At 72.7% G+C, this 23,142-nt stretch carries 28 protein-coding genes and 1 tRNA gene; 23 read left to right on the top strand and 6 right to left on the bottom strand.

Annotation, left to right across the window (positions count from 1 at the left end; translation table 11 throughout):
• Positions 1-314: antitoxin (locus ACL03H_RS22305; protein ID WP_412813256.1), on the bottom strand; the 314-nt coding region annotated here is incomplete at its 3' end.
• Between the two features lie 177 nt (positions 315-491).
• Between ACL03H_RS22305 and ACL03H_RS22300 the strand changes: the two genes are divergently transcribed.
• Complete coding sequence (locus ACL03H_RS22300; RefSeq protein ID WP_412813255.1) at positions 492-680, top strand: hypothetical protein; 189 nt, start codon at positions 492-494, stop codon at positions 678-680.
• 18 nt (positions 681-698) lie between these two features.
• Here ACL03H_RS22300 and mscL read toward each other — a convergent pair whose 3' ends face one another.
• From mscL to map, 3 genes are all read right to left on the bottom strand, one after another.
• Entirely contained in the window at positions 699-1,184 is a 486-nt protein-coding gene (gene mscL / locus ACL03H_RS22295) for a large conductance mechanosensitive channel protein MscL (RefSeq protein ID WP_412813254.1), read from the bottom strand.
• A gap of 76 nt (positions 1,185-1,260) precedes the next feature.
• Positions 1,261-1,815 carry a hypothetical protein gene (locus ACL03H_RS22290; RefSeq protein WP_412813253.1) on the bottom strand — a complete coding sequence of 185 codons (555 nt, stop codon included), beginning with the start codon at positions 1,813-1,815 and terminating at the stop codon, positions 1,261-1,263.
• 150 nt (positions 1,816-1,965) lie between these two features.
• Positions 1,966-2,748: a type I methionyl aminopeptidase gene (gene map, locus ACL03H_RS22285; protein WP_412813252.1), complete on the bottom strand. Its 783-nt coding sequence runs from the start codon at positions 2,746-2,748 to the stop codon at positions 1,966-1,968.
• 84 nt (positions 2,749-2,832) lie between these two features.
• Between map and ACL03H_RS22280 the strand changes: the two genes are divergently transcribed.
• Positions 2,833-3,099, top strand: coding sequence for a helix-turn-helix domain-containing protein (locus ACL03H_RS22280; RefSeq protein WP_412813251.1), 267 nt, complete (start codon positions 2,833-2,835; stop codon positions 3,097-3,099).
• An 80-nt stretch (positions 3,100-3,179) separates the two neighbouring features.
• Here ACL03H_RS22280 and ACL03H_RS22275 read toward each other — a convergent pair whose 3' ends face one another.
• Both ACL03H_RS22275 and ACL03H_RS22270 read right to left on the bottom strand, forming a co-directional pair.
• On the bottom strand, positions 3,180-3,533 hold the full coding sequence (locus ACL03H_RS22275; RefSeq protein WP_412813250.1) for an FmdB family zinc ribbon protein: 354 nt from the start codon (positions 3,531-3,533) through the stop codon (positions 3,180-3,182).
• Between the two features lie 99 nt (positions 3,534-3,632).
• Entirely contained in the window at positions 3,633-4,250 is a 618-nt protein-coding gene (locus ACL03H_RS22270; protein WP_412813249.1) for a 5-formyltetrahydrofolate cyclo-ligase, read from the bottom strand.
• Positions 4,251-4,287: 37 nt separating this feature from the next.
• On the opposite strand from ACL03H_RS22270, the gene ACL03H_RS22265 reads away from it, so the two are divergent.
• From ACL03H_RS22265 to ACL03H_RS22165, 21 genes are all read left to right on the top strand, one after another.
• Positions 4,288-5,196, top strand: a complete 909-nt coding sequence (locus tag ACL03H_RS22265) for a UTP--glucose-1-phosphate uridylyltransferase (protein WP_412813248.1) — start codon at positions 4,288-4,290, stop codon at positions 5,194-5,196.
• A 42-nt stretch (positions 5,197-5,238) separates the two neighbouring features.
• Positions 5,239-6,462: a molybdotransferase-like divisome protein Glp gene (gene glp, locus ACL03H_RS22260; RefSeq protein ID WP_412813247.1), complete on the top strand. Its 1,224-nt coding sequence runs from the start codon at positions 5,239-5,241 to the stop codon at positions 6,460-6,462.
• A gap of 2 nt (positions 6,463-6,464) precedes the next feature.
• Positions 6,465-7,127, top strand: a complete 663-nt coding sequence (locus ACL03H_RS22255) for a GNAT family N-acetyltransferase (RefSeq protein WP_412813246.1) — start codon at positions 6,465-6,467, stop codon at positions 7,125-7,127.
• 281 nt (positions 7,128-7,408) lie between these two features.
• On the top strand, positions 7,409-8,185 hold the full coding sequence (sepX, locus tag ACL03H_RS22250) for a divisome protein SepX/GlpR (protein ID WP_412813245.1): 777 nt from the start codon (positions 7,409-7,411) through the stop codon (positions 8,183-8,185).
• A gap of 76 nt (positions 8,186-8,261) precedes the next feature.
• A tRNA-Ala gene (locus tag ACL03H_RS22245) sits at positions 8,262-8,337 on the top strand.
• Positions 8,338-9,177: 840 nt separating this feature from the next.
• On the top strand, positions 9,178-9,939 hold the full coding sequence (locus ACL03H_RS22240; RefSeq protein ID WP_412813244.1) for an AfsR/SARP family transcriptional regulator: 762 nt from the start codon (positions 9,178-9,180) through the stop codon (positions 9,937-9,939).
• 65 nt (positions 9,940-10,004) lie between these two features.
• Positions 10,005-10,802: an AfsR/SARP family transcriptional regulator gene (locus tag ACL03H_RS22235; protein WP_412813243.1), complete on the top strand. Its 798-nt coding sequence runs from the start codon at positions 10,005-10,007 to the stop codon at positions 10,800-10,802.
• Positions 10,803-10,935: 133 nt separating this feature from the next.
• Entirely contained in the window at positions 10,936-11,199 is a 264-nt protein-coding gene (locus ACL03H_RS22230; RefSeq protein WP_412813242.1) for an acyl carrier protein, read from the top strand.
• A gap of 27 nt (positions 11,200-11,226) precedes the next feature.
• A complete protein-coding gene (locus tag ACL03H_RS22225) occupies positions 11,227-12,474 on the top strand; it encodes a beta-ketoacyl-[acyl-carrier-protein] synthase family protein (protein ID WP_412813241.1) in 1,248 nt (415 codons plus the stop codon).
• Positions 12,464-13,264 carry an alpha/beta fold hydrolase gene (locus ACL03H_RS22220; RefSeq protein WP_412813240.1) on the top strand — a complete coding sequence of 267 codons (801 nt, stop codon included), beginning with the start codon at positions 12,464-12,466 and terminating at the stop codon, positions 13,262-13,264. The genes ACL03H_RS22225 and ACL03H_RS22220 overlap by 11 nt, the downstream gene beginning before the upstream one ends.
• Positions 13,261-14,238 carry an acyl-CoA thioesterase family protein gene (locus tag ACL03H_RS22215; protein WP_412813239.1) on the top strand — a complete coding sequence of 326 codons (978 nt, stop codon included), beginning with the start codon at positions 13,261-13,263 and terminating at the stop codon, positions 14,236-14,238. The genes ACL03H_RS22220 and ACL03H_RS22215 overlap by 4 nt, the downstream gene beginning before the upstream one ends.
• Positions 14,235-15,353: a beta-ketoacyl synthase N-terminal-like domain-containing protein gene (locus ACL03H_RS22210; RefSeq protein WP_412813238.1), complete on the top strand. Its 1,119-nt coding sequence runs from the start codon at positions 14,235-14,237 to the stop codon at positions 15,351-15,353. Before ACL03H_RS22215 ends, ACL03H_RS22210 begins: the two co-directional genes overlap by 4 nt.
• Positions 15,350-15,706, top strand: coding sequence for a hypothetical protein (locus ACL03H_RS22205; RefSeq protein WP_412813237.1), 357 nt, complete (start codon positions 15,350-15,352; stop codon positions 15,704-15,706). Before ACL03H_RS22210 ends, ACL03H_RS22205 begins: the two co-directional genes overlap by 4 nt.
• A complete protein-coding gene (locus ACL03H_RS22200; protein ID WP_412813236.1) occupies positions 15,703-16,209 on the top strand; it encodes a 3-hydroxyacyl-ACP dehydratase FabZ family protein in 507 nt (168 codons plus the stop codon). The genes ACL03H_RS22205 and ACL03H_RS22200 overlap by 4 nt, the downstream gene beginning before the upstream one ends.
• The gene (gene fabG, locus ACL03H_RS22195; RefSeq protein WP_412813235.1) at positions 16,206-16,973 is read left to right on the top strand and encodes a 3-oxoacyl-ACP reductase FabG; all 768 of its coding nucleotides are present in this window, start codon (positions 16,206-16,208) and stop codon (positions 16,971-16,973) included. Before ACL03H_RS22200 ends, fabG begins: the two co-directional genes overlap by 4 nt.
• Positions 16,970-17,671 (top strand): 2-hydroxychromene-2-carboxylate isomerase, encoded by a 702-nt coding sequence (locus ACL03H_RS22190; RefSeq protein WP_412813234.1) that lies wholly within the window; start codon positions 16,970-16,972, stop codon positions 17,669-17,671. Before fabG ends, ACL03H_RS22190 begins: the two co-directional genes overlap by 4 nt.
• Before the next feature lie 236 nt (positions 17,672-17,907).
• On the top strand, positions 17,908-18,888 hold the full coding sequence (locus ACL03H_RS22185; RefSeq protein ID WP_412813233.1) for a LysR family transcriptional regulator: 981 nt from the start codon (positions 17,908-17,910) through the stop codon (positions 18,886-18,888).
• Between the two features lie 250 nt (positions 18,889-19,138).
• Positions 19,139-20,068, top strand: coding sequence for a 3-oxoacyl-[acyl-carrier-protein] synthase III C-terminal domain-containing protein (locus ACL03H_RS22180; protein ID WP_412813232.1), 930 nt, complete (start codon positions 19,139-19,141; stop codon positions 20,066-20,068).
• A gap of 110 nt (positions 20,069-20,178) precedes the next feature.
• Complete coding sequence (locus tag ACL03H_RS22175) at positions 20,179-21,549, top strand: preATP grasp domain-containing protein (protein ID WP_412813231.1); 1,371 nt, start codon at positions 20,179-20,181, stop codon at positions 21,547-21,549.
• Entirely contained in the window at positions 21,546-22,832 is a 1,287-nt protein-coding gene (locus tag ACL03H_RS22170) for a type III PLP-dependent enzyme (RefSeq protein ID WP_412813230.1), read from the top strand. The genes ACL03H_RS22175 and ACL03H_RS22170 overlap by 4 nt, the downstream gene beginning before the upstream one ends.
• Positions 22,833-22,864: 32 nt before the next feature.
• Positions 22,865-23,140 carry an acyl carrier protein gene (locus tag ACL03H_RS22165; protein WP_412813229.1) on the top strand — a complete coding sequence of 92 codons (276 nt, stop codon included), beginning with the start codon at positions 22,865-22,867 and terminating at the stop codon, positions 23,138-23,140.
• Positions 23,141-23,142 lie beyond the last annotated feature (2 nt).

Here is a 23,142-nt window from a genome sequence, read left to right as displayed (position 1 = left end):
CCGGTGGGGCCGTCGCCGTCCTGCTTGCGCGGATCGCCGGGCCGCGCCTGGCCGTCGCCGTTCGAGCTGCCGCCGTGGGAGCTCGGCCCCTCGGCGGAGCCGCCGGAGGACTTCTCGTCCCGCTTGAGCACGCCCTCGACCTTGCTGCTGACGTTCTCGATCTGGTCGTGATACTTGCCGCCGGTGGCCTTGTCGAGCTTCGACTTGGCGGCGTCGAGCCCCTTCGTGGCGTTCGGGCCCGCCTTCTCGGCGAGCTCGCCCGCCTTGTCCTTGGCCTGGTTGGCCAGGTCCTTCGCCTTGTCCAGGAAACTCATCCGTTGCCTCCAGGGGCCGTGCCGCTGCCGGCGGCCGGGATGGCGGCGCTGCGCGGTACCGGCGGCCCTCGACGCGTCCCGACCGTCACCGGGAAGTCCCCGGGTGCTCACCCATGGTGGCACCAGGCTCCCGGTGGAGGAAGCGCGTTCGGCGTCCGCCCGCTCTCGGTCCCCGGGATGGGGGACGATGGTGCGGTGACGGATTCCGAACGACAGCGCAGGCGCCGCCTCGCCGAGATCTTCGGCGAGGTGCTCCCGCAGACCACCTCCGACGAGCGCTCCGAGGGGCCGGACCGCCGGGAAGGGGATCAGCGGGAAGCAGACCGCTGGTACCGCGAGAACCGCCCCCCGCACCACGGCGGCTGAGCGGCTGCTGACGCCGGGTCAGTTCTTGCTGGCCTCGCCGTTCGAGGGCGCGGAGGCACCGGCGGTGACCTGAGTGGTCTCGTCCTCCTCGGCCAGGCCCTTCAGCTTGGGCAGGCCCTGCTCGCGGCGCAGCAGGTCGCGGATCTCCAGCAGCAGCTCCACGTCGCTCGGCTCGGCCGGGCCCTCTTCCTGGCCCTTCTTGCGACGCTCCTGGATCTTCTGCATCGGCATGACGAACAGGAAGTAGACCACCGCCGCGGTGATCAGGAACGTGATGATCGCGTTGATCACCACGGCGAAGTCGATGATCGAGGCCTCGTTGCCCGCGCGGATCTGGAAGGACAGCCCCGTCACGTTCGCCCCGCCGGCGGAGGCGATCACGGGCTTGATGACGCTGGTCGTCACCGCGGTGACGAGCGCGGTGAACGCGCTGCCGACCACGACCGCGACGGCGAGGTCGATGACGTTGCCTCGCATCAAGAAGTCCTTGAAGCCCTTGAGCACGGAACTACTCCTTCATTGGCTCTGCGGAGCCCGGGACCCTCCCGGGCGGGAACCGCGGGTGCGTCCCCGCGACTGCTCAGCGGAGCGTAACGGTCACCGAATGGATCAATGTTGCTCCGGCCACCGCCGCAGCCCGCTGCTCCGGAACGCCGATCAGGAGCAGTCGTCCCTGCTCGGAGTCGGCTCCCGCGGCGCGCACCGCGAGCACCGGTACGTCCGCCTCCAGCACCGAGCCGTCGCCCGTTCCGCCCGGAGGTGTGATCAGATCCACTCGAAATCCTGGCCGCAGCAGCTCGGCGACCGCTGGATCGGCGAGCCGGACCGGCACCGCCACCCGGCCCGCCCCCGGCGCCACCGTCGTCGGCCGCCCGGCCTCGGGTGGCGCCACCGGTGCCGGATCCGAGGAGCGCGCTGCCGGTGCTGCCGCCGCCCGCACCCGGTGCTCCGGCGGAGCCGCGGGCAGCACCGAGAGCACCGCGGCGAGCAGCAGCAGGGCGCCGGCGGCGAGGCGGCGGGCGAGCAGTGCCCGGGCTCCGCGCGGCCGTCGCCGTCCGCGCAGCAGTGCGCCGAGCCGATTCGCCGGCCCGGGGGACAGTGGGTCCCCGGTCGTGGATCCGTGCCGTCCGCTCATGGTTCCTCCTCGTCGTCGACCAGCTGAGATCGACGCTAGGGGTCTCCGGGAACCGCGGGCAGGGTCGAGTTCGGAATCTGTGGACGGATCGACGACCTGTGGATGGTTTCTTCCGCCGCTAATGAGAATTCGCGTTCAACGGCGCGCCGTTCAGGCGGGCACCTCGGCTTCGCGCCGGGTGAGCACCAGCGGGCCGTCCTCGGTGATGGCCACCGTGTGCTCGGAGTGGGCCGTGCGCGAGCCATCGGCCGACCGGATGGTCCAGCCGTCGGGGTCGTAGACGATCTGGTCGGTCGTCCGGGCGAACCAGGGCTCCAGCGCGAGGGTCAGGCCCGGCCGCAGCTTCAGGCCGCGCCCGGCCCGGCCGCGGTTGGGCACGTGCAGGTCCTCGTGCATGGTGCGGCCGATGCCGTGCCCGCCGAACTCGGTGTTGACCGGATAGCCGTAGTCGCAGGCCACCGCCCAGATCGCCGCGGAGATGTCGCCCAGTCGGTTACCGGGGCGCGCCGCCTCGATCGCCGCCTCCAACGCCTCCTCGGTGGCGCGGATGAGCCGCTGGTCCTCCGCGGCGGGTGTCCCGACGATGACCGTGCGCGCCGAGTCGGCGGCCCAGCCGTCGATCATCACCGCGAAGTCGGCGGTGAGCACGTCGCCGTCGCGCAGCGCGTAATCGTGGGGGAGGCCGTGCAGCACGGCGTCGTTGACGGCCAGGCACAGCACGTTGCGGAACGGGCCCCGGCCGAAGGACGGCGCGTAGTCCCAGTAGCAGGACTCCGCGCCCCGGCGCTCGACCATGCCGCGCGCGTGGTGCTCCAGGTCCATCAGGTTGACGCCCACGTCGGCGAGCCCGCCGACCTCGGAGAGCACCTCGGCCACGAAGCGGCCCGTCGTGCCCATGCGCTCGATCTCCGCAGCCGCCTTCAACTCGATCACGACAACCTCACGTCCCAAGAGTGGTATTAGTATACCGACACCTTAGCCGTGGACGGTACAGAAATACCACCGTATCCTGGCCGCATGGTCCGCCAACCGCTGACGCCCGAGCAGATCGAAGCAGGCAGGCGACTCGGGGCGCTGCTGCGCCGAGCGCGCGCGGGGCGGGAGCTCGGAGACGTGGCGCGCGCGGCGGGGATCTCCCCGGAGACGCTGCGCAAGATCGAGACCGGTCGGCTGCCCTCGCCCGGCTTCGGCACGATCATCTGCCTCGGCGAGGCCCTCGCTCTTCCGGTGGAGGAGCTGGCGGCCACCTGGCGCGGCGGCGTGCCGCTGGAAGCCGTCTCGTAGCGTCGGCGCGAACTGAGCCGCGAAGCACGATCGCCGACCGCTGAGGCGCGATCGGCGATCAGGTGTGCGAGGGGGTCGGGTCAGGACGCGGCCGCGGTCGTCGAGGACGACGAGCTCGACGAGGAGCTGGACGACGACGAACTGGACGACGAGGAGCTGGACGACGACGAGTCCGAGCCGGAGGACCCTCCCGAGGAGCTCGAGTCCCCGGAGGTGGAGCTCGACGAGGAAGACCCGCTCGACGAGGAAGAGGAGTTCGACCGGCTGTCGGTCCGGTAGAAGCCGCTGCCCTTGAACACGATGCCCACCGCGTTGAACAGCTTCCGGAGCCTGCCGGTGCACTTCGGGCACTCGGTCAGCGAGTCCTCGCTGAAGGACTGCACCGCCTCGAAGCGGTGGTCGCATTCGGTGCAGGCGTACTGGTAGGTGGGCACGGCCGTCAACCTCCGGGCGTCATGGTGTTGGCACTCGAATGAACAGAGTGCCAGCACGATGATGCGCCACTCCGGGTGCCCAGCGCAAACACGCCTCGGTCACATCGGCGGGCCGTCGGCGGTCGCACCGAGCGGAATCAGCCCGCGACCAGGTGTGATCACCGCGTGCAGCAGCACGTCGTGCTCCTCGCCCGGGAGTTCTGCCACGAACTCCTCGTCGCGGACCACCCCGATCAGCCGCGCCGCCGGGTCCGCCAGCGGCAGCGAGCGGTCGTAGTGCCCGGCGCCCCGGCCCAGCCGGACGCCCCGCAGGTCCACCCCGAGCGCGGGCACCAGGATCGCCTCCGCCCGGCGGATCGCGGCGGCACCGAGCCGGGGGCCGTTCGGCTCCAGCAGTCCGTAGCGCGCTTCGTCCAGCGACTCCGCGCCGGTGTACCGCGCCCAGTCCAGCGGCGCCGCGCCGACCACGACCGGCAGCAGCACCCGGCAGCCGAGTTCGCGCAGCGCGTCGAGGATCGCCGTCGAACCCGGCTCGCCCCGGACCGGCACGTAGGCCGCGACCACGCGCGGGCACGACCGGGCGGCCCAGTCGAGCACCGCCGAACGAAGCGCGTCCGCCTCCGCTGTTCGAGTGGTTTCGCCGGTGCTCCGTCTGCGTTCGGCCAGCGCGCGGCGCCAGCGGGCCTTGGATTCCCGTAGATCTCCGACCGAGGTCACAGCTCCACCTTAGGCGCGACCGATAGGCTCCCGGGTCATGAACAGCGCTGCCAGCAATCCCGCTCCCGCTGCGTTCCGCACCGCCATCGTGCCCGCCGCGGGCCTGGGAACCCGGTTCCTCCCGACCACGAAGGCCGTGCCCAAGGAACTGCTCCCCGTCGTCGACACGCCCGGGATCGAACTGGTGGCGACCGAAGCCGCCGAGGCGGGTGCCGAGCGCCTCGTGATCGTGACCTCGCCCGACAAGAAGGCGGTGACCGACTACTTCCAGTCCGCTCCCGAACTGGAGGCGACTCTGCGGGAGCGGGGCAAGGACGACCAGCTCGCGAAGATCCGCCGCGCTCCCGAGCTCATCCGCGCCGAGACCGCCGAGCAGCACGAGGCCCTCGGCCTCGGGCACGCGGTGAGCTGCGCGGAACCGAACCTCGACGAGCACGACGATGCCGTGGCGGTCCTGCTGCCCGACGACCTCGTGCTGCCCGGCGGCGCGCTGACCAAGATGGCCGAGGCCCGGGCCCGCTACGGCGGGAGCGTGCTGTGCGCCTTCGACGTCCCACTCGATCAGGTGTCCTCCTACGGGGTGTTCGACGTCGCCGACACCGATGAGCCCGACGTCAAGCAGGTGCGCGGCATGGTGGAGAAGCCCGCCCCCGAGGACGCGCCGTCCAGCCTCGCCGCCGCCGGGCGCTACCTGCTCGACCGGGCGGTCTTCGACGCGCTGAAGCGGATCGAACCCGGTGCCGGAGGTGAGCTGCAACTCACCGATGCCGTAGCGTTGCTGATCTCGGAAGGTCATCCGGTGCACGTCGTCGTGCACCGAGGGGCGCGACACGACTTGGGAAATCCTGGCGGTTTCCTCAAAGCTGCGGTGGACTTCGCCCTGGACGATCCCGAGTACGGGCCGGGTCTGCGGGACTGGCTCGGTGAGAGGCTGAACAGGAGCTGACGCCGCGGGGGCCTCGGCTCCACCCGGAAGAGGTCGAGTGCCATGAGGTCAGTGGACGAACAGCTCGCGCGTGTCCTCACCGCCGCGGTGCGGCCGGCGCCGGTGCGAGTGGCGATCTCCGAGGCGCAGGGTCTGCTCTGCGCCGAGGAGATCGTGGCCGGTCAGGCACTTCCCGGCTTCGATCAGGCCGCGGTGGACGGCTACGCGGTCCGCAGCGTGGACGTGCACCGCGAGGACGACGAGACCTCGGTGCTGCCGGTGGTCGGCGAGATCCTCTCCGGCTCCCGGCAGCCGCGCCGGTTGCAGCCCGGGCAGGCCGTGCGGGTCGCGGCCGGGGCACCGCTGCCGACGCTGGCCGACGCCGTGGTCCCGGCGGACTACACCGACGAGCACCCCGCGAAGGTCACCGTCCGCCGGGGCGTGCCCTCGGCCGCGTTCGTCCGCCGGGCCGGGGAGGACGTGCAGACCGGGGACGTGGCGGTGCGCCGCGGCGCCGCGATCGGCTCCGCCCAGGTCGGCCTGCTCGCCGCGGTGGGCAGGGACAAGGTGCTGGTGCACCCGAGGCCGCGGGTCTCGGTCCTCTCGCTCGGCGACGAGCTGGTCGACGTGGACCGGACACCCGGGCAGGGCCAGGTCTACGACGTGAACTCCTACGCGCTGGCCGCCGCCGCCCGGGACGCGGGCGCCGAGGTGGCCCGGGTGGGCATCGTCAGCACCGAGCCGACCCGGTTGCGCGAGGTCATCGAGGGGCGGCTGCTGCTCTCGGAGATCGTGGTGATCGCGGGCGGTGTCGGCGGGGCGCTCGGCGGCGAGGTCCGCGCCGCGCTGGAGGACCTCGGCGACCTGGACGACACCCGGGTGGCGATGCACCCGGGCTCGATGCAGGCCTTCGGCAGGCTCGGTCCGGACGAGGTGCCGACGTTCCTGCTGCCGGGCAACGCGGTGAGCGCGCTGGTGGTCTTCGAGGTGCTGGTGCGGCCCCTGATCCGCGCCGCGCTCGGGCGCGAGAACCCGCATCGCCGCACCGTCACCGCGAACCTGCTCTCGCCGGTCAGCTCCACCCCCGGGCGGCGCGGGTTCCTGCGCGGCCAGCTGCTGCGCGATCCCGAGACCGACTCCTACCTGGTGCAGCCGCTGGGCACGTCCGGCTCGCACCTGCTGGCGTCCCTGGCCGAGGCGAACTGCCTGATCCTGGTCGACGAGGACGTGACCGAGGTCGGCACGGGGGAGGACGTCCAGGTCCGGTTCCTGTCCCAGCGCGCCTGACCATGTCCGAGGCCGCCGAGGAGCTCTTCCCCTCCCGCCACCCGGGCTGGCCGGCCAGCCCGGGACCGCTGCGGGTGGCCGCGGGCACCGTCGCGCTGCGGCCGACGCGGTTGCGGGACGCCTCGGCGTGGAGCGCGCTGCGGCTTCGGGACCGCGCCTACCTGCAGCGCTGGGAGCCCACGACCACCGGGGACTGGCGGGATCGCAACGCGGTGCTGGCCTGGCCCGCGCAGTGGAGCGCGCTGCGCGGCCTCGCCCGGCGCGGGAGCGCGCTGCCGTTCGCGATCACGGTGGACGGCCGGTTCGCCGGGCAGCTCACCATCGGCAACGTGGTGCGCGGGGCGCTGCGCTCGGCGTGGGTCGGGTACTGGGTCGCCGAGAGCCGTTCCGGCGGCGGGGTCGCCACGGCGGCGGTGGCGCTGGCGGTGGACCACTGCTTCACCCGGGCGGCGCTGCACCGGCTGGAGGCGACGGTGCGGCCGGAGAACGCGCCGAGCCTGCGGGTGCTGGAGAAGACCGGGTTCCGGCGCGAGGGGCTCTTCGAGCGCTACCTCGACGTGGAGGGCGACTGGCGGGACCACTACGTCTTCGGGCTCACCGCTGAAGATCACCCGGAAGGCGCGGTCGCGGCTCTGGTCCGGGAGCGTCGCGCCGACTACGCCTGAGGCGCGTTCGCGCAGGGAGAACACGACGCTGACGCGGGCGAGATCTCCATCACCGAAGCGCCGAACGCCATCCCCCGTACGGGTGTATTTCCGCAGTTCGCAGGCGTGCGGGCGCCGACACGCGGGCCGGTGCGTCCCCTCCCGCCCCCCGCACGTGCGGTTTTCTGCCCGCACGGCGGAACGGAACGGTTGCGGCGTGGCTCAGAGACAGATGTGACGGAAGTGGCTAGCGTTGCGTCCGCAGCAGTGTGCGGCAGGCAGCCAGGGGGAGGTGGCGAGGCGTGCCCAGTTCTTTGATCTTCGCGGCGCTTGCGGCGGCGTGGTTGGTCGTGCTGGTGCCGATGTTCGCCCGTCGCCGGCAGGAAGTGTCCAAGACGACGGACTCAGCGCTGGCGGCGCGAGTGGTCCGCCGGGGCAGCGACCGTTCCGCGGCCGGCGCGGGAACGACGAGGGCGGAGGCGCACGGCATGGCCGACACCGACCGGCACGAGGACATCGATCCGGAGGAGCTCGACGACCACGTCGACGAGGAGCCGGAGGACGACGACCAGCGCCGCCGGGTGCACAGCGACGACGTGCGCGCCGGGCGCCGCTACCGCCCCGGCCGGGGTGGCTTCGACCCGGAGGCCGCCGCGCTCGCGGCCCGCACCAAGTACGCCCGCCGGCAGCGGATCACCATCGCGATGGTGCTGTTGTCGATCACCACCGCGCTGCTCGCCGCCCTGGTGTCGAGCGCGCTGTGGTGGGTGCACGGGATCGTGGACGTGGCGATCGTGGGCTACCTCGCCTATCTCCGGCACCAGGTCCGCATCGAGCAGACCGTCCGGGAGCGCAGGCTCGCCCGGCTGTCGGGTGCGCGCGAGGAGGACGAGGACGACGAGCTCGACCACGCCGAGCCCCTCGACGAGTACGACGAGCGGGACGAGGTCGACGACCTCCGCGGCCCGGCGCCGCGGAGCACCGGGGCCGTCGTCGTCGAGATCGACGACGAGGACCCGATGTTCGACGAGCTCGACGAGCGGACCTGGCAGCCGTACCGCCGTGCGGTGGGCGAATAGGTCTCGCACCCCTCTCGGGAGGGGGGTGTGCGGAGTGCTGTTCGGGCCCTGCTAAGCTACAACAGCACTCAGGCAAGGGGCTGTAGCGCAGTTGGTAGCGCGTCTCGTTCGCATCGAGAAGGTCAGGGGTTCGATTCCCCTCAGCTCCACCAAGGGTTCGTAGTGAACGAATCCCGGCCACGCCGGTTCCCCGGAAAACCCGGAGTCGGCGATCAGGGAAGACCATCCGCTCAGCGGGTGGTCTTTTCGCTTTTCGGGACGGCGGCGATGCTCCCGGTAGATGCGCGCGCCGTTCGAGGTCGACGTCTTCGGCGTGGTCCTCGCGACCTCGACGTGCCTGCCCCTGCCGACCGCTCGGCGAACGGCCGGATCGTCGCGCGCGTTCAGCCGGCTCGGGGCCACGGCCGCGCTGAGCCCCCCCCCGGGGGCAGCAGGCAGCCCGAGCCGGCTCGCTTCGGGACCCGCGGCTCCGGTCGAAACCCGGTGACGACGCCACCGGTCGGGTCCCCGTGCCGCAGGAGCGGCGCCCCGTCGCGGCCTGAGCACCACCGCCTCGCGGGGTGCCCGGGGCCGATGCGGCCGGAACACCCGAGCGGGTGCCGCGCGCATTCGCGAATCGCCGTTCTCCTTTCCCCGCGAGCGAACCTCGACCGCGGTCCCGGTAACACCGGAGGTGTGGGAAGAACGGCAACGCCACCGTTCGGGGAAGAGTCGAAATCGCTGGTGAAAGCGGGGGCGGCCGGTATCCGGACCGGATGTCGGGAAGTCGCCAGTGCCGGGTGGCCCGCGCGGTCCGTGACCGGCCGCGTCCAGCGGGTATATCGCGGCCGGAGGGGCCCGCGCGGAGATGAGGTATTTCCAGGCATTCCGGCCGCTGCGGCAGTATCCGGTCAGCGATCTGTACTGTGAACTGTTGTCTGCACGGGGTTCCCGGTCGCTTTGTTCCTGGGGAGTACCGGAGAATTCGCGTGCATGCGCTGGGGGATAGGTGCATGGAGATCCGTTTGCTCGGTTCGGTGGCATTGGGTTCCGGCGGTGAGGACTCGCTCTTCGGGGTTCCGTCGGGAAAAGTTCGCACGGTCCTGGCCGTGCTGGCGCTGTCACCGGCCAAGGCGATTCCTTCCGAACAATTCGTCGACGAGCTCTGGTTGGACAAGCCGATCGGCAACGCGCGCAACGCGCTGCAGGCCAACATCGTGCGGCTGCGCCGCTTCCTGGAGCGGCGCACCGGGCGCGCCGGGGACGAGCTGGTGCGCACGGTGCAGGGCGGTTATCGGCTGGACGTGGATCCGCAGACCGTGGACGCCGAGCGGTTCGTGGCGCTGGCCGAACGGGGCGGCGAGCTCGTCGACTCGCACCCGGAGCAGGCCGTCGTGCTGCTGGAGCGCGCGCTGCGGTTGTGGCGCGGGCCCGCGCTGCTGGACACCGACACCCTGCGCTGCAGGCTGGAGGCGGTGCGGCTCGACGAACGCAGGCTGAGCGCCCAGGAGGACCTGATCACCGCCAAGCTGGCCACCGGCCAGGAGCGCGCCGTCGTCTCGGAGCTGCGCAGGCTCACCACCGAGTACCCGGAGCGCGAGCGCTTCAGCGGGCAGCTGATGGTCGCGCTCTACCGCAACGGCAGGCAGACCGAGGCGATCAACGTCTTCCACCGCACGCGGCAGCGGCTGGTGCGCGACCTGGGGCTGGAGCCCGGCCGCGAGCTGCGCAAGCTCTACGAATCGATCCTCGTTCAAGACCAGGTGCTCGGCTGAGTCCCGGGGCCCGGCAGGACCCGGCGCGCACGCCGGCATCGGACGATTCGTGGAGGGGGTGACACGTGGAGTACCGGATTCTGGGCCCCGCGGAGGTGCTGCGGGACGACGGCGAGCGGGTCGTGCTGGACGGGACGAAGCAGCGGACGGTGCTGGCCGCGCTGCTGATCTCCGGTCCGAACCTGCTCTCGGACGGGCGGCTCAGCGAGTTCCTGTGGGGGCAGCGCCCGCCCGCGACGAGCACCGCGCAGATCTACACCTACGTCTCGCGGCTGCGGAAGCTGCTCGGCGACGAGGTGACCATCGGGCGCCGCTCGCCCGGGTACGTGCTGGACATCGGGGACGGCAGGCTGGACCTGGCCGAGTTCGAGCAGCACGTCCGGGTGGGGCAGGACGCGCTGGCGGCGGCCCGCTGCGAGGAGGCGGCGCGGCACCTGCGGCGGGCGCTGGCGCTGTGGCGCGGTCCCGCGCTGGCCGACGTCGCGGAGTCGCTGGCCGACGAGGAGGGCGGCCGGTTGCAGGAGCTGCGGCTGGTCGCGCTGGAGGGGCTCGCGGAGGCCGACCTGGTGCTGGGCAGGCACGCGCGGCTCACCGCGGAGCTGTTCGCGCTGGTGCGGCTGCACCCGTTGCGGGAGCGGTTCCGCGCGCAGCTGATGATCGCCCTGCACCGCTGCGACCGGCAGGCCGAGGCGCTGGCCCTCTACGACGAGGGGCGACGGCTGCTGGCCGAGGAGCTGGGCGTGGACCCGGGCGTGCGGCTGCGCCGCGCCCACCACGCGGTGCTGACCGACGCGGCGGACCTCATCGCGCCGGAACTGCCGCGCGAGGCGGTCTCAGCCGGGGCGTCCACGCTGCGGATATAGAAATCCCATAACCCCGGGTCGCAGTGTTGGACTCGGCAGAACGGTCCGGGTGCGCTGGGGGCGCCCCATTCCGCTGGTGCGGTGCCGCGTCACCCGGGTCGAATTCCGCTATTCCACGAGAACGGGAGTTGACATGACCACCACGAATGCTCGGGTCGACGAGGCCGGTCGCGAGAAGATCAAGGAAATCGTTTGCGACATTCTTGAGATCGAGCCCGGCGACATGACCGACACCAGTCTGTTCAAGGACGACCACGGCGCCGATTCGATGGGGGCCATCGAGATCCTCTCCGCCCTGGAGAGCACCTTCGACGTCACCATCGAGCAGTCCGAGCTCACCCGCATGGTCAACCTGGACAGCGTGGTCGCGGTCGTCAACGACGCGCCGGCCAACTGAACCGTCCACCGGGGAACGGGGCGAGCAGTGAGCGAGCAGCAGCAGACCCGCCGCCGGGTCGTGATCACCGGCCTGGGCGTGGTGACCTGCCTGGGGGTCGGCGTCGAGGAGTTCCGCGACGGACTGCGTTCCGGGCGCAGCGGGGTGACACCGCTCACCAGCTTCGACACCACCGGGTTCGCGCACGCGAACAGTTGTGAGATCACCGGGTTCGACCCGGCCGAGCACATGCGGCGGGTCGCCCCCGAGGAGCTGGGGCGGGCCAGCCAGTTCTCGGTGGCCGCGGCGCGGATGGCCGCCGAGGACGCGGGGATGCCGCTGGAGCGGTTGCGGCGGCAGCGGGCGCTGGTCTCGGTGGGCACCACCGACGCCGAGTCCCGCGACCTCGACGGCCTGGTGGCCGATCAGCTCGCGACCGGGCCGGAGCACTGGGACCCGGTGCGGGCGCGGCGGGCCACCGCGGGCCGGTTGTCCACCAGCATCGTTCGCGAGCTGGAGCTGACCGACGTCGAGGCCGTCACCATCCCCACCGCCTGCGCGGCGGGCAACTACGCCATCGGCTACGGCTTCGACGCGATCCGCGAAGGGGACGTGGAGGTCGCGCTGTGCGGCGGTGCCGACGCGGTGTGCCGCAAGACCTTCACCGGCTTCTACCGGCTCGGCACCATCGCGCCCGAGGTGTGCCAGCCGTTCGACCTGGACCGCAAGGGCATCCTCACCGGTGAGGGGGCCGGGATCCTGCTGATGGAGAGCCTGGAGTCGGCGCGGGCGCGCGGCGCGCGGATCTACGCCGAGGTGCTGGGCTACGGGCTCAACTGCGACGCCCACCACCCGGTCGCGCCGGACCAGGGCAGCATCGCGCGGTGCCAGGAGCTGGCCCACCGCAACGCCGGGGTCACCCCGGAGGAGGTGGACTTCATCTCCGCGCACGGCACGGGGACGAAGGCCAACGACGTCACCGAGGCCGGGGCGATCCGGCAGGTGTTCGGCACCCCGCCGCCCACGGTCTCCATCAAGTCGATGATCGGTCACACGATGGGCGCGGCCAGCGCGCTGGCGTCGGCGGCGTGCGCGCTGGCGCTCACCGAGGGCTTCATCCCACCGACGATCAACCACCGGGAGACGGACCCGGACTGCGGCGTGGACTGCGTGCCGAACGAGGCGCGGCCCGCGCGGCTGTCGGTGGTGCAGAACAACGCGCTGGCGTTCGCGGGGAACAACGCGGTGCTGCTGCTGGGCAGGCACGACCGGGAGGTGGCGGCCAGTGCCTCGTGACGGGTCGCCGCGGCTGCGCCGTCCCGCCGGGGCGGCGGGCGCGCCGAAGGCGATCCTGCTGCACGGGCTGGCGGGCCGGGCGGACGTGTGGCGCCCGTTCCTGGACCGCGCTCCCGGCGGCTGGGAGTGGTGGGACGTCGAGCTGCCCTGGGCGGGCATGACCGACACCGCCTGGGCGCAGCGGAGCGATCCGGTGGACCTGCTGGCCGAGGTCCTGGACGGGCAGCGCTTCGACCTGGTCGTCGCGCACTCCTTCACCGCGAACCTGCTCACCGAGGCCGGATCCCGCGGTCGGTTCCGCGAGCTGCCCGCCGTGCTGGTCAGCCCGTTCTACCGGTCCCGCGCCGACGAGTTCGACTGGACCTCGATCAGCTACTACCTCAACGAGTTCCACCGCACGTTCCTGGAGGCGATGACCCTCGGCGAGACCGCGCGGTTCCCGCAGAGCTACCGGACCTGGATGGCGCACCGGCTGCGCGACTGGGTCGGGCCCTACGGCTGGATGCGCTTCTTCGACACCTACCTGCGCAGCCCGCTGCTGGAGCTGTCCACGACGACCGCCCCCCGGCTGGTCGTGGTGGGCGAGCAGGACATCGCCGCGCGCCCGGAGGACGGGCGGGCGCTGGCCGCGGCGCTGCCGGACGGGCGGCTCGCGCGGCTGCCCGGGTGCGGGCACTTCCCGATGGCGCAGGACGCCGACGGGTTCGCCCGCGCCGTCGCGGACTTCCTGACCACGCTGCCGAGCGAAGGCCGGCGGCACGAACCCGAACCGAGCATGGAGTTGACGTGACTGCCAACAGCACCGCCGCCGCGACCATCGAGCGCGGCACCGCGCCGGACGCCACCCGGACCGAGCTGCGGCCCCGCTACGAGGGCTCGAACATCTGCACCTGGATCGGCTTCAAGCACGTCAACTACATGGTCGAGGAGGCCGTGCTGGACCACCTGCGCCAGCGCGGGTTCCCGGCGGGCGGGCTCTACGAGCGGTTCGGGTTGTGCACCGACATCGCCGCGATCGACACCAAGATCCTCACCGCCTTCCACATCGACGACCTCGCCGTCGCCGAGGTCCGCCAGGTCGACGGGTCGGGCCCGGGCATGTCCTTCGAGGTGGAGATGACGGTGCGGCGGGCCGAGCTGATCAAGGCGGTGACCGCGAAGGTCTCCGTCGCCTTCCGCTCCGACGACCGCGGGCTGCCGGTGGAACCGGTCCCGGCGGAGCTGGCCGCGCACGTCGTCGCCGAGCTGGGTCGCCCCGCCGAGGCCGTCGAGGTCGGTGACCGGGACCCGGTCGAGCTGCTCACCGAGGGGGCGAACGCCTTCGGCTGGGTCTGGCGGATGCCGTACTTCTACTGCCACTTCACCGAGCGGGTGCAGATGTCCGGTTACCTGCGGCAGATGGAGGAGGTCGTGGACCTGTTCCTCGCCGACCGCGGGGTGTCCATCAAGAAGCTGCTGGACGAGCAGGACTGGATCCCGGTCGTCCCGCACTCCCGGATCGAGCTGCTCGGCGAGGCGCGGATGGAGGAGGAGCTCTACACGATCTTCACCGTGGAGCGGGTGTTCAAGCGCCTCACCTACACCGCGCGGATGGACTGCTACGTGCTGCGCGACGGCGTGCTGGTGCCGACGGCGACCGGGCGGATCACGCACGGCTACGCGGTGATCGACAACCGCCGCGACTGGTCCCTGGTGGACTTCGACGACCAGATGCTCGCGGCCCTGGGCGGCGGGCGGGGCGCGGCGGCGGGGCGCGGGCGATGACCGCGGTCGCCGCGAACGACCACCGGGCCGGGGGCGGTGAGCTGGTGCTCTCGGCGTGGTCGGCGGTGTCCCCGTTCGGCGTCGGCCGCGAGGCGTTCGCGGCGGGCGTCACGGGCGGCCGGCCCTGCGTGGCGGAGTTGGACGAGCGGGCCGGGCCGTTCCGCCGGGGCGGGGTGATCCCGGACTTCGTCGCCGCCGAGCAGCTGGGGCGCAAGGGAACCCGCTCGATGGACCGGGTCACCGCGATCACCGTGAAGACCGTCGGTGCGCTGCTGTCGGAGTGCGGCCCGGAGCTCACCGCCGAGCCCGACCGGCTGGCGCTGACCTGGGGGACCGGGTCGGGCAGCGCGCAGAGCATCATGGACTTCACCCGGGACTCGCTGACCGGTGCGAAGCCGTTCCACGTGGACCCGGCCCGGTTCCCGAACACCGTGATGAACCGGGCCGCCGGGCAGAGCGCCATCTGGCACTCGATCAAGGGCCCGAACACCACCATCGCCGGGGGTGCGCTGACCGGATCGCTGGCGCTGCGCAACGGGGTCCGGCTGGTGCGCGGCGGGCACTGCGACCGGGTCGTGTTCGGCGCCTCCGAGGAGCACACGCCGCAGCGCTCCTGGCTGGAGTGGCGGGCGGCGGGCGGCGGCGCGGACGGCTGGGTGCTCGGGGAGGGCGGCGCGGCCTTCCTGCTGGAGCGCGCGGAAGCCGCCGCCGGGGCGGGCCGGGCAGCGCTGGCGCGGGTGCTCGGCAGCCGGTTCCGGGCGTTCGGCGAGCCGGACCAGGCCGGCCGGGCGCTGGCCGAGTGCGTGCGGGGGAACCTGGCCGACACCGGTGCGCGGGCCGGTTCGGTGCGGGTGGTGGCCCCGCTGGACGACGCGGGCGAGTGGGGCGAGCGGGAGCGCGGGGCGCTCGACGAGCTCGTCCCGGACGCCGAGCGGGTGCGGCCGCGCCAGCTCATCGGGGACACCTCGGCCGCTGCTGGGGCGATGCAGCTGGCCGCCGTGCTGGCCTGGGCGCAGGCGCGAGACCCGGAACCGGGCGATCTCGCGCTGATCACCGGCGTCGAGCGGGACGGCACCGTCGGGTCCGTGCTGCTGGCGCTCGGGGGCGGATCGTGATCCGGGTCGTGGCGCGGGACGCCGTGCGCTCCGGCGGCGGGGTGTCCGCGACGGTGCGGGTCGATCCGGCGGAGCCGGTGTTCGCCGGGCACTACCCGGGTTTCCCGCTGCTGCCGGGCCTCGCGCTGCTGGACGTGGTGCAGGCGGTGGTGCGCACCTGTCCCGGCCGGGAGGCGGCGCGGTTGTCGGGCGTGGACCGGGTGCGCTTCTTCCACGAGGTCCGGCCGGGCGACGAGCTCGCCGTCGAGGTGGAGTTCGGCGCCGACGGCGGCTGCTCGGTCGCGATCACCGGCGAGCGGGGACGGGTCGCGCAGCTGCGCTGCGCGCTGGCGATGCCGGAGGTGGTCGCGTGAACGGGCTGGCGCGGATCCGGGCGACGATCCCGCACCGGTATCCGGTCCTGCTGGTGGACCGGGTCGTCTCGGTCGAGCAGGGGGTCCGGATCCGCACTCGCAAGGCGATCAGCGCGACGGAGTCCTGCTACGCGGGCCTGCCGGAGGACGCGCCCGAGGAGGAGTACGCCTACCCGCTGAGCAGGCTGCTGGAGTCCTGGGCGCAGTCCGCGGTGCTGCTGGCGAGCTGGGAGCGGCCGAACGCGGACGTGCTCAGCGGCCAGGTGGAGCTGCTGACGGGGTTGCGGGGGGTCGAGCTGCTGGAGCCGGTCCGCCCCGGGGACGTGGTGGAGCACGAGGTGATCGCGGTGCGGGAGCTGCCCGACGCGGCGATCTTCCGCGGTGAGTGCGCGGTGGACGGCCGCACCGCGGTCCGGATCGGGCAGCTGACCGTGGCGCGGCGCGGGGCCGAGGTCCTGCGCCCGGCGGTGCCGGGGCCGACGGGGACGGGGTCCCGGGCATGACGACGAAAGAGGTGGGGATGTCCGCGAGCACGCGGCCCGTGGCGCTGGTGACCGGCGGCTCGCGGGGGATCGGGCGGCACGTGGTGACCAGGCTCGCCGCCGCCGGGCACGACGTGGCGCTGTGCTACCAGTCGGATGCGGCCGCCGCGGAGGAGGTGGCGGAGCTGGCCGCCGGAGCGGGCGCGTCGGTGCTGGTCCGGCAGGTCGACGTGGCCGAGCGCGCCGAGGTGGACCGGTTCGTCAAGGAGACCGAGAAGGAGCTCGGCCCCGTGGCGTCCGCGGTGGCCTGCGCCGGGATCGTCAAGGACAACCCGATGGCGCTGCTCAAGGACGAGGACTGGTCCCGGGTGCTGCGGGTGAACCTGGACGGCACCTACAACCTGTGCAAGTCCGTGCTGTTCCCGATGATCAAGCGCAAGCGCGGATCCGTGGTGACGCTGTCCTCGGTGGCCGGGGTGCACGGCAACGCGACGCAGGCGAACTACTCGGCCTCCAAGGCCGGGATCATCGGGCTCAGCAAGGCGCTGGCCAAGGAGGTGGGGCGCTACGGGATCCGGGTCAACGCGGTCGCGCCCGGGTTCATCGGGACCGACATGCTCGCCGGCCTCTCCGAGCAGACCCTGGCGGCGCAGACGGCGGCGATCCCGCTGGGCAGGCTGGGGCGCCCGGAGGAGGTCGCCGACCTGGTGGAGTTCGTGGTCTCGGACCGCGCGTCCTACCTGACCGGCCAGGTGCTGCAGCTCGACGGCGGGCTGGTCCTGTGAGCCCCGCCGGACGCGCGCCCCGGTTCTACTTCTCGTTGCGCAGCCCGTACTCCTGGTTGGCCTACCGGGAGATCCGCGAGCGGCACCCGGAGCTGCTGGCGCGGCTGGAGTGGATCCCGTTCTGGGAACCCGACGAGCGCTTCGCCGCGCTGCTGGCCGAGCGGGGCGCCCGGTTCCCGTACGCGGCGATGTCCCGGGCCAAGCACCTCTACGTGCTGCAGGACGTGGCCCGGCTGGCGAAGGCGCGCGGGCTGGCGGTGGCCTGGCCGGTGGACCGGGAGCCGGTGTGGGAGGTCGCGCACCTGCCGTACCCGCTGGCGGTGCGGGCCGGGCGCGGGCACGACTACCTCGCGGCGGTGTACCGGGCGCGCTGGGAGCAGGGCCGCGACATCAGCGACCCGGCGGTGATCGCCGGTATCGGGGCGGAGCTCGGCCTGGACCCCGCGCGGGTCGCCGGGGCCGCGGACGACGACGCGCTGCGCGCGGAGGGGCTGGCGAGCCTGCTGCGCGTCTGCCGGGAGGGTGTGTTCGGGGTGCCGTTCCTCATCGCCGGGCGCGAGAGGTTCTGGGGCTTGGACCGGCTGGAGCCGTTCCTCGCGGCGCTGCGCGGCGCCCCCGAGCCCGTCGCGACGCCCGCGGCGGGGCCCGAATCGGGTTGGGGGGCGGTCGAAAGCGGCCATGCGGGGGGTTGCGGCTGAAACCGGTCCTCCCAGCAGCTCTCGGAACCGCATCAAAACGCCTTCGAGCTGTGTGAACGCTCCCCGCCGGGTATGATCTTCGGTGAGCAACATGTTCTGGGGGTTCATGGTGTTCCTGCGCAACGCGCCGTCGTGCTGACGGTGCGTTCAGCTCGCCTGCGCGCTGGAGGCAGGCGCACCACCGGAACTCGCAGACCGCCGCCGTTGAGGCCCGGAGGATGCGAGGTCGGCCGAAGATGCAGATCGAGGTACGCCATGCACGGGTGGTCGCGGCGCTCGCGGAAGCGGGCAGCATCTCGCGCGCCGCGCAACGCCTCACCCTCCCGCAGCCGAGCCTGACCATGCAGCTCCGGCGCATCGAGTCGGCGCTGGGCGGCCCGCTGTTCGTGCGCTCCAACTCCGGCATCAGTCCCACGGTGCTCGGGGAGCGGATCATCCCGCTGATGGTGGAGCTGGCCGAGCGGGCCGACGAGATCGTGTCGGAGTCGAGTTCGATGTCCTCCGGCGTGATCCGGGTGGCCACCGCCGAGTGGACCCCGGTCGGGCTGCGCTCCGAGCTGGCCGAGCGGTTGCCGGACGTCGAGCTGCAGACGGTCACCCTGGACGCGGCGCGGTGCGTGCAGGCGGTCAGCGACGACGCGCACACCGCCTGCGTGGTGCCCTGCGCGGAGACCGAGGACCCGCTGCGCGGCGTGGACGCCGACCTGCTGTCCGAGGTGATCTTCCGGGAACCGATGTGGCTCGCGCTGCCCTCCGGGCACCCGCTGGCCGGGGCCGAGCTGGCGGACCGGGCGCGGCTGGACTCGCTGACCTGGGTGCGCCACCAGCGCGGGCACTGGTTCCACGTCCTGGAGCGGGAGTTCTTCGGCCGGCTGGAGCTCGCGGAGCCCGAGGTGGTGCACCACGCCGCGGGCCAGGCGGAGGCGATGGCCTGGGTGACCGGCGCCGGAGCGGCCGCGCTGGTGAGCCCGACCGGACCGCTGGTGCCCGGGGTGGCGCTGGTGGCCCCGGAGGAGGCGGTCTGGCGCAAGGTGCTGCTGGTGTCCCGTCGCGGCGCGGTCTCCCCGGACCGGCTGCGCGGCATCGCCGAGGCGGTGCGCGAGAACTACTGCGCGCTCGCCCGCAGGGTCCCCGCCTACTGGAGCTGGCTGCGGGCGCACCGGTCCGAGTTCCGCGAGCTGGACGCCCACCTCGACGCGGTCACCTCCCCCTTCTGAGCCCGACCGCTGACCGGCCCGCCGCCGAATCCGCGGCGGGTGACAGCGGCGGAGCCCGCCGGCCCGGCCGGTGCCCGACCCCGCGCGGGACGGGGTGGTCAGCGGGCGTCAGCGGTGCGTCAGCCCTTCGTCAGCGTCGGGTTGGAGGGTGGGAGTCGATCCGTTCGCTCGTGTTCGCGCGGCGCTCGACGAGGAGGAAACCCATGAACTCCAGCAGGTGCGGTCACGGCCGCGTTCCGGCGGTGCGGCGATGACGTCGTTGGTCGAGGTGGCCCGGCACCTGCCCTCGACCGAACCGGTCGCCGCGCTGCAGGAGCCCCTGGGGCTCAACGACCTCCAGCTGCGGCGGTTCACCCGGCTCTACGGGCTGGACCAGATCTGCAAGGCGCCGCGGGAGTCCGAGACCGACCTGCTGCTGGCGGCGGCGCGCGGGTTGAACTCGCTGCGCGGCAACGAGCACCGGGTCCGCTACGTGGTGCGGGGCAAGGGACTGCGCACCACCGCGCCCTACCCGCACAGCCCGTTGCAGCGGGTGCGGGAGGAACTGGGGCTGGGCCACGCCCACGGGTTCGGGGTCGCCGACCACGGCTGCGCCACCGGGCTGCTCGCCATCGACGTGTGCGACACGCTGCTGTCCGCCGACGGCGATCCCGACGCGCTGGCGCTCATCCTCACCGGGGAGAAGACCTTCACCCCGTTCACCCAGTGGGTCACGGACGTCTCGATCATGGGTGAGGGCACGGCCGCGGTGCTGGTGCGCGCGGGCGGCGAGCGGGACCGGATGCTCGGCTACGCCAGCCGGATCTACGGCCGCGCGGACGGCGTCATCGACATGAACGCCGAGGTCGCCGCGGACGCCCGCAAGATCTACCAGGACGTGCTCGCGGAGGTCGTGCTCGCGGCCGTCGCCGAGGCGGGCCTGGAGCTCGACGACATCGACCTGTTGCTGCCGCACAACGTGAACCGGGTTTCCTGGACCGTCGCGGCGGACAACCTCGGCGTCCCGAAGCGGAAGCTGTTCATGGACAACCTGCCGCGCACGGGGCACTGCTTCTGCGCCGACCCCTTCATCAACTACCGGTCCGTGGTGGACGGCGGCGTGCTGCGCCCCGGAGACCGCTACCTGATGACGTCGGTCGGGCTCGGGCAGACGTTCGCGGCGATGGTCTTCCAGCACTGAGAGCGCCTGTCGTTCTCGGTCCGCGCAGGAGGTCGGGCGGTGGGTCTCGACGGCTTCGCCGCTGACGAGGAGCAGGCGCGAGGCACACCATGCGTGATCAACGGTAGGTAGTGAGCGGGGGCGAGATGGGGCAGGACTTCAACCGGCGGCTCAAGGAGGCCCTGACCGGTGATCCGGGGACGCCGCTGGTGTTCCTGGGCAACTTCGAGGTCGAGCAGCTGTGGGCGCGCGGCGAGCTGGGGCTGCCCCGGTTCTCGGCGCCCGGCGGGACCGCGGTGGTCAACCGCATGGACCAGTTCGCGCTGCTGCCCGCGAGCTCCGACGACCACGTGCTCGTCAAGGCACCGCCGGATCCGGACCACCTGGCGCACCTGCGCGAGCTCGGGCTGCCGGTGCCGACCGTGCACGCGGTCGCGCACCAGGACGCGCAGCGGATCGTGACCGAGGACGTGCTCGGCGACCCGGCGCTGCTGGAGGTGCTGCGGGGGCTCGCGGAGCGGGGCGCCCGGCTGGCGCCGCACGGCGTCTCCGAGCTGGAGGAGCGGCTCGCCGCCGAGGCGGGGATCCCGCTGGCCACCCCGGGCGCCGCGTTGTGCAAGGCGGTCAACAGCAAGGTCTACAGCCGGCTCGCCGCCGACGAGCTCGGCTTGCGGCAACCGCGCGGCTGGACCTGCGAGACCACCGCTGAGCTGGACGCGGCCATCGCGGGAGCCCGCGAGCTGGTGGCGGCGGGCACGACGGTCGTGGTGAAGGAAGCGTTCGGGGTCTCCGGCAAGGGAATCGCGGTGGTGGACTCGGTCCGCCGCCTGGACCGGCTGCACCGGATGCTCGCCCGGAAGGCGGAGGAGACCGGGGGCCGGCTGGCCTTCGTGATCGAGCAGTGGGTGGCCAAGCGCGCCGACCTGAACTACCAGTTCACCGTGCACGGCGACGGATCGGTGCGGTTCGACTTCGTCAAGGAGGCGCTCACCGAGGGCGGCGTCCACAAGGGACATCGCTTCCCGGCGGAGCTGGACGTCGAGCAGCTGGCGGTGGTGGAGAAGGCCGCCGCGCTGATCGGCGCCCGGCTCGCCGCCGACGGCTACCGGGGCGTGGTGGGCGTGGACGCGCTGGTCGAGCCGGACGGCGGGTTGTTCCCGCTGCTGGAGATCAACGCCCGGAACAACATGTCCACGTACCAGCTGCCCCTGCAGGAGCGGCTCACGTCCGAGGGCCAGGTCGCGCTCGCCCGGCACCACGCGCTGCGGCTCACCGCGCCGCTGCCGTTCGCCGAGGTCCGGGCCGCGCTCGACGGGCTGCTCTGGAAGGACGGCATCGGCCTGGTGGTGGACAACTTCGCCACCGTGAACGCCGCCGCGGGGGCCGGCGAGCCCTTCGACGGCAGGCTCTACGGCTTCCTGGTGGCCGACTCGACCGATCAGCTCGGCGCGCTCGACGCCGAGATCAGCTCCCGCCTGGCGGGGATGGAGGCAACCGGATGAGCGCGGAGTTCACCGTGCAGGGCAACGGGATTTCCGACCTGGCAGCCGAGTTCGGCACCCCGATGTACCTCTACGACGGCGACGAGCTGGCGGGCGGGATGACCGCGCTGCGCGAGCGGCTGCACCCGGCGCTGGAGGTGTTCTTCTCGCTCAAGGCCAACCCGAACGTCGCGATCTGCCGCCTGCTGCACGAGAGCGGGGCGCGAGCCGAGGTCTCCTCGATGGCGGAGCTGATCACCGCCCGCCGCGCCGGGGTCGAACCCCGCGACATCCTGTTCCTCGGACCGGGCAAGAGCCGCGCGGAGATCGAGGCCTGCCTGGACGAGGACATCTGCGCGATCATCTGCGAGTCCTTCCCCGAGCTGGCGGTGATCGACGAGCTGGCGGCGCGGCGCGGCCGGACCGCGCGGGTCGTGCTGCGGGTGAACCCGAACTTCTCGGTGAAGGGCTCGGGCCTGACGATGGGCGGCAAGCCCCGTCAGTTCGGATTCGACGAGGACCAGCTGCTCGCCGACCCCGAGCTGGCGACCCGCCACCCGCACGTGCGGCTGATGGGCGTCCAGGTCTACATGGGGACCCGGATCCTGACCGAGGACAGCGTCGCCGAGAACACCCGGCAGATCCTGGAGCTCGCCGACCGGCTCTCGGCGCACCTGGGCTTCCCGCCCGAGCTGGTGGACGTCGGCGGCGGGCTCGGCGTGGCCTACTTCGACGGCGAGTCCGACCTGGACGTGGACGTGCTCACCGCGCTGGTGAACCCGCTGATCGACGACTTCGCCGCGCGGCACCCGGGGACCCGGCTGGTGATGGAGCTGGGCCGGTTCCTCACCGCCAAGGCCGGGACCTACGTCACCCGCGTGCAGTACGTGAAGACCTCGCACGGGGAGCGGTTCGCCGTCGCCGACGGCGGCACCAATCACCACATGGCCGCGGTCGGCATCGGGTCCTTCGTGAAGCGGAACTTCCCGATCCGGGTGCTGAGCCGCTGGGACGAGCCCGCGAGCGAGACCTGGAACATCACCGGCCCGCTGTGCACCCCGAACGACGTGATCGGCAAGAAGGTCGAGCTGCCGCCGCTGCGCGCGGGCGACCTGATCGGGGTGCTGCGCTCCGGAGCCTACGGGCCCAGCGCCTCCCCGGTGCTGTTCCTCAGCCACGGCCACCCGGCCGAGGTGCTGGTCCGCGACGGCCGCGCCCGGCTGGTGCGCCGCCGGGACGAGCCCGCGGACCTGCTGCGGGCGCAGGAACCGGAGGGCGCGCCCGCGGAGCCGGCGCGCTCCTGATCGACGACAACCCACCTGGAGAGGGCGAACCCATGCCGCAGAACCCCACCACCACGCCCGATCGCGCGGCCACCGTCGCGAGCGTGATCACCGAGCTCAAGGCGGTGCTGGACTACGAGCTGCCCGAGCTCACCGAGCAGTCGAAGATCTTCGAGGAGCTGGGGCTGGACTCCACCGGTGTCTTCGAGCTGATGATGCGCCTGGAGGAGGCGCTGGACATCGAGTTCGACACCGACAGCCTGGAGATGGGCCACTTCGAGACGGTGGGCACGCTGACCGACTTCGTCCTCGGCGAGTCGGGGAGCTGAGC

The sequence above is a fragment of the Saccharopolyspora antibiotica genome (assembly GCF_047200635.1).
Lineage (GTDB): Bacteria > Actinomycetota > Actinomycetes > Mycobacteriales > Pseudonocardiaceae > Saccharopolyspora_C.
This window is presented reverse-complemented; position numbering and strand designations above follow the sequence as displayed.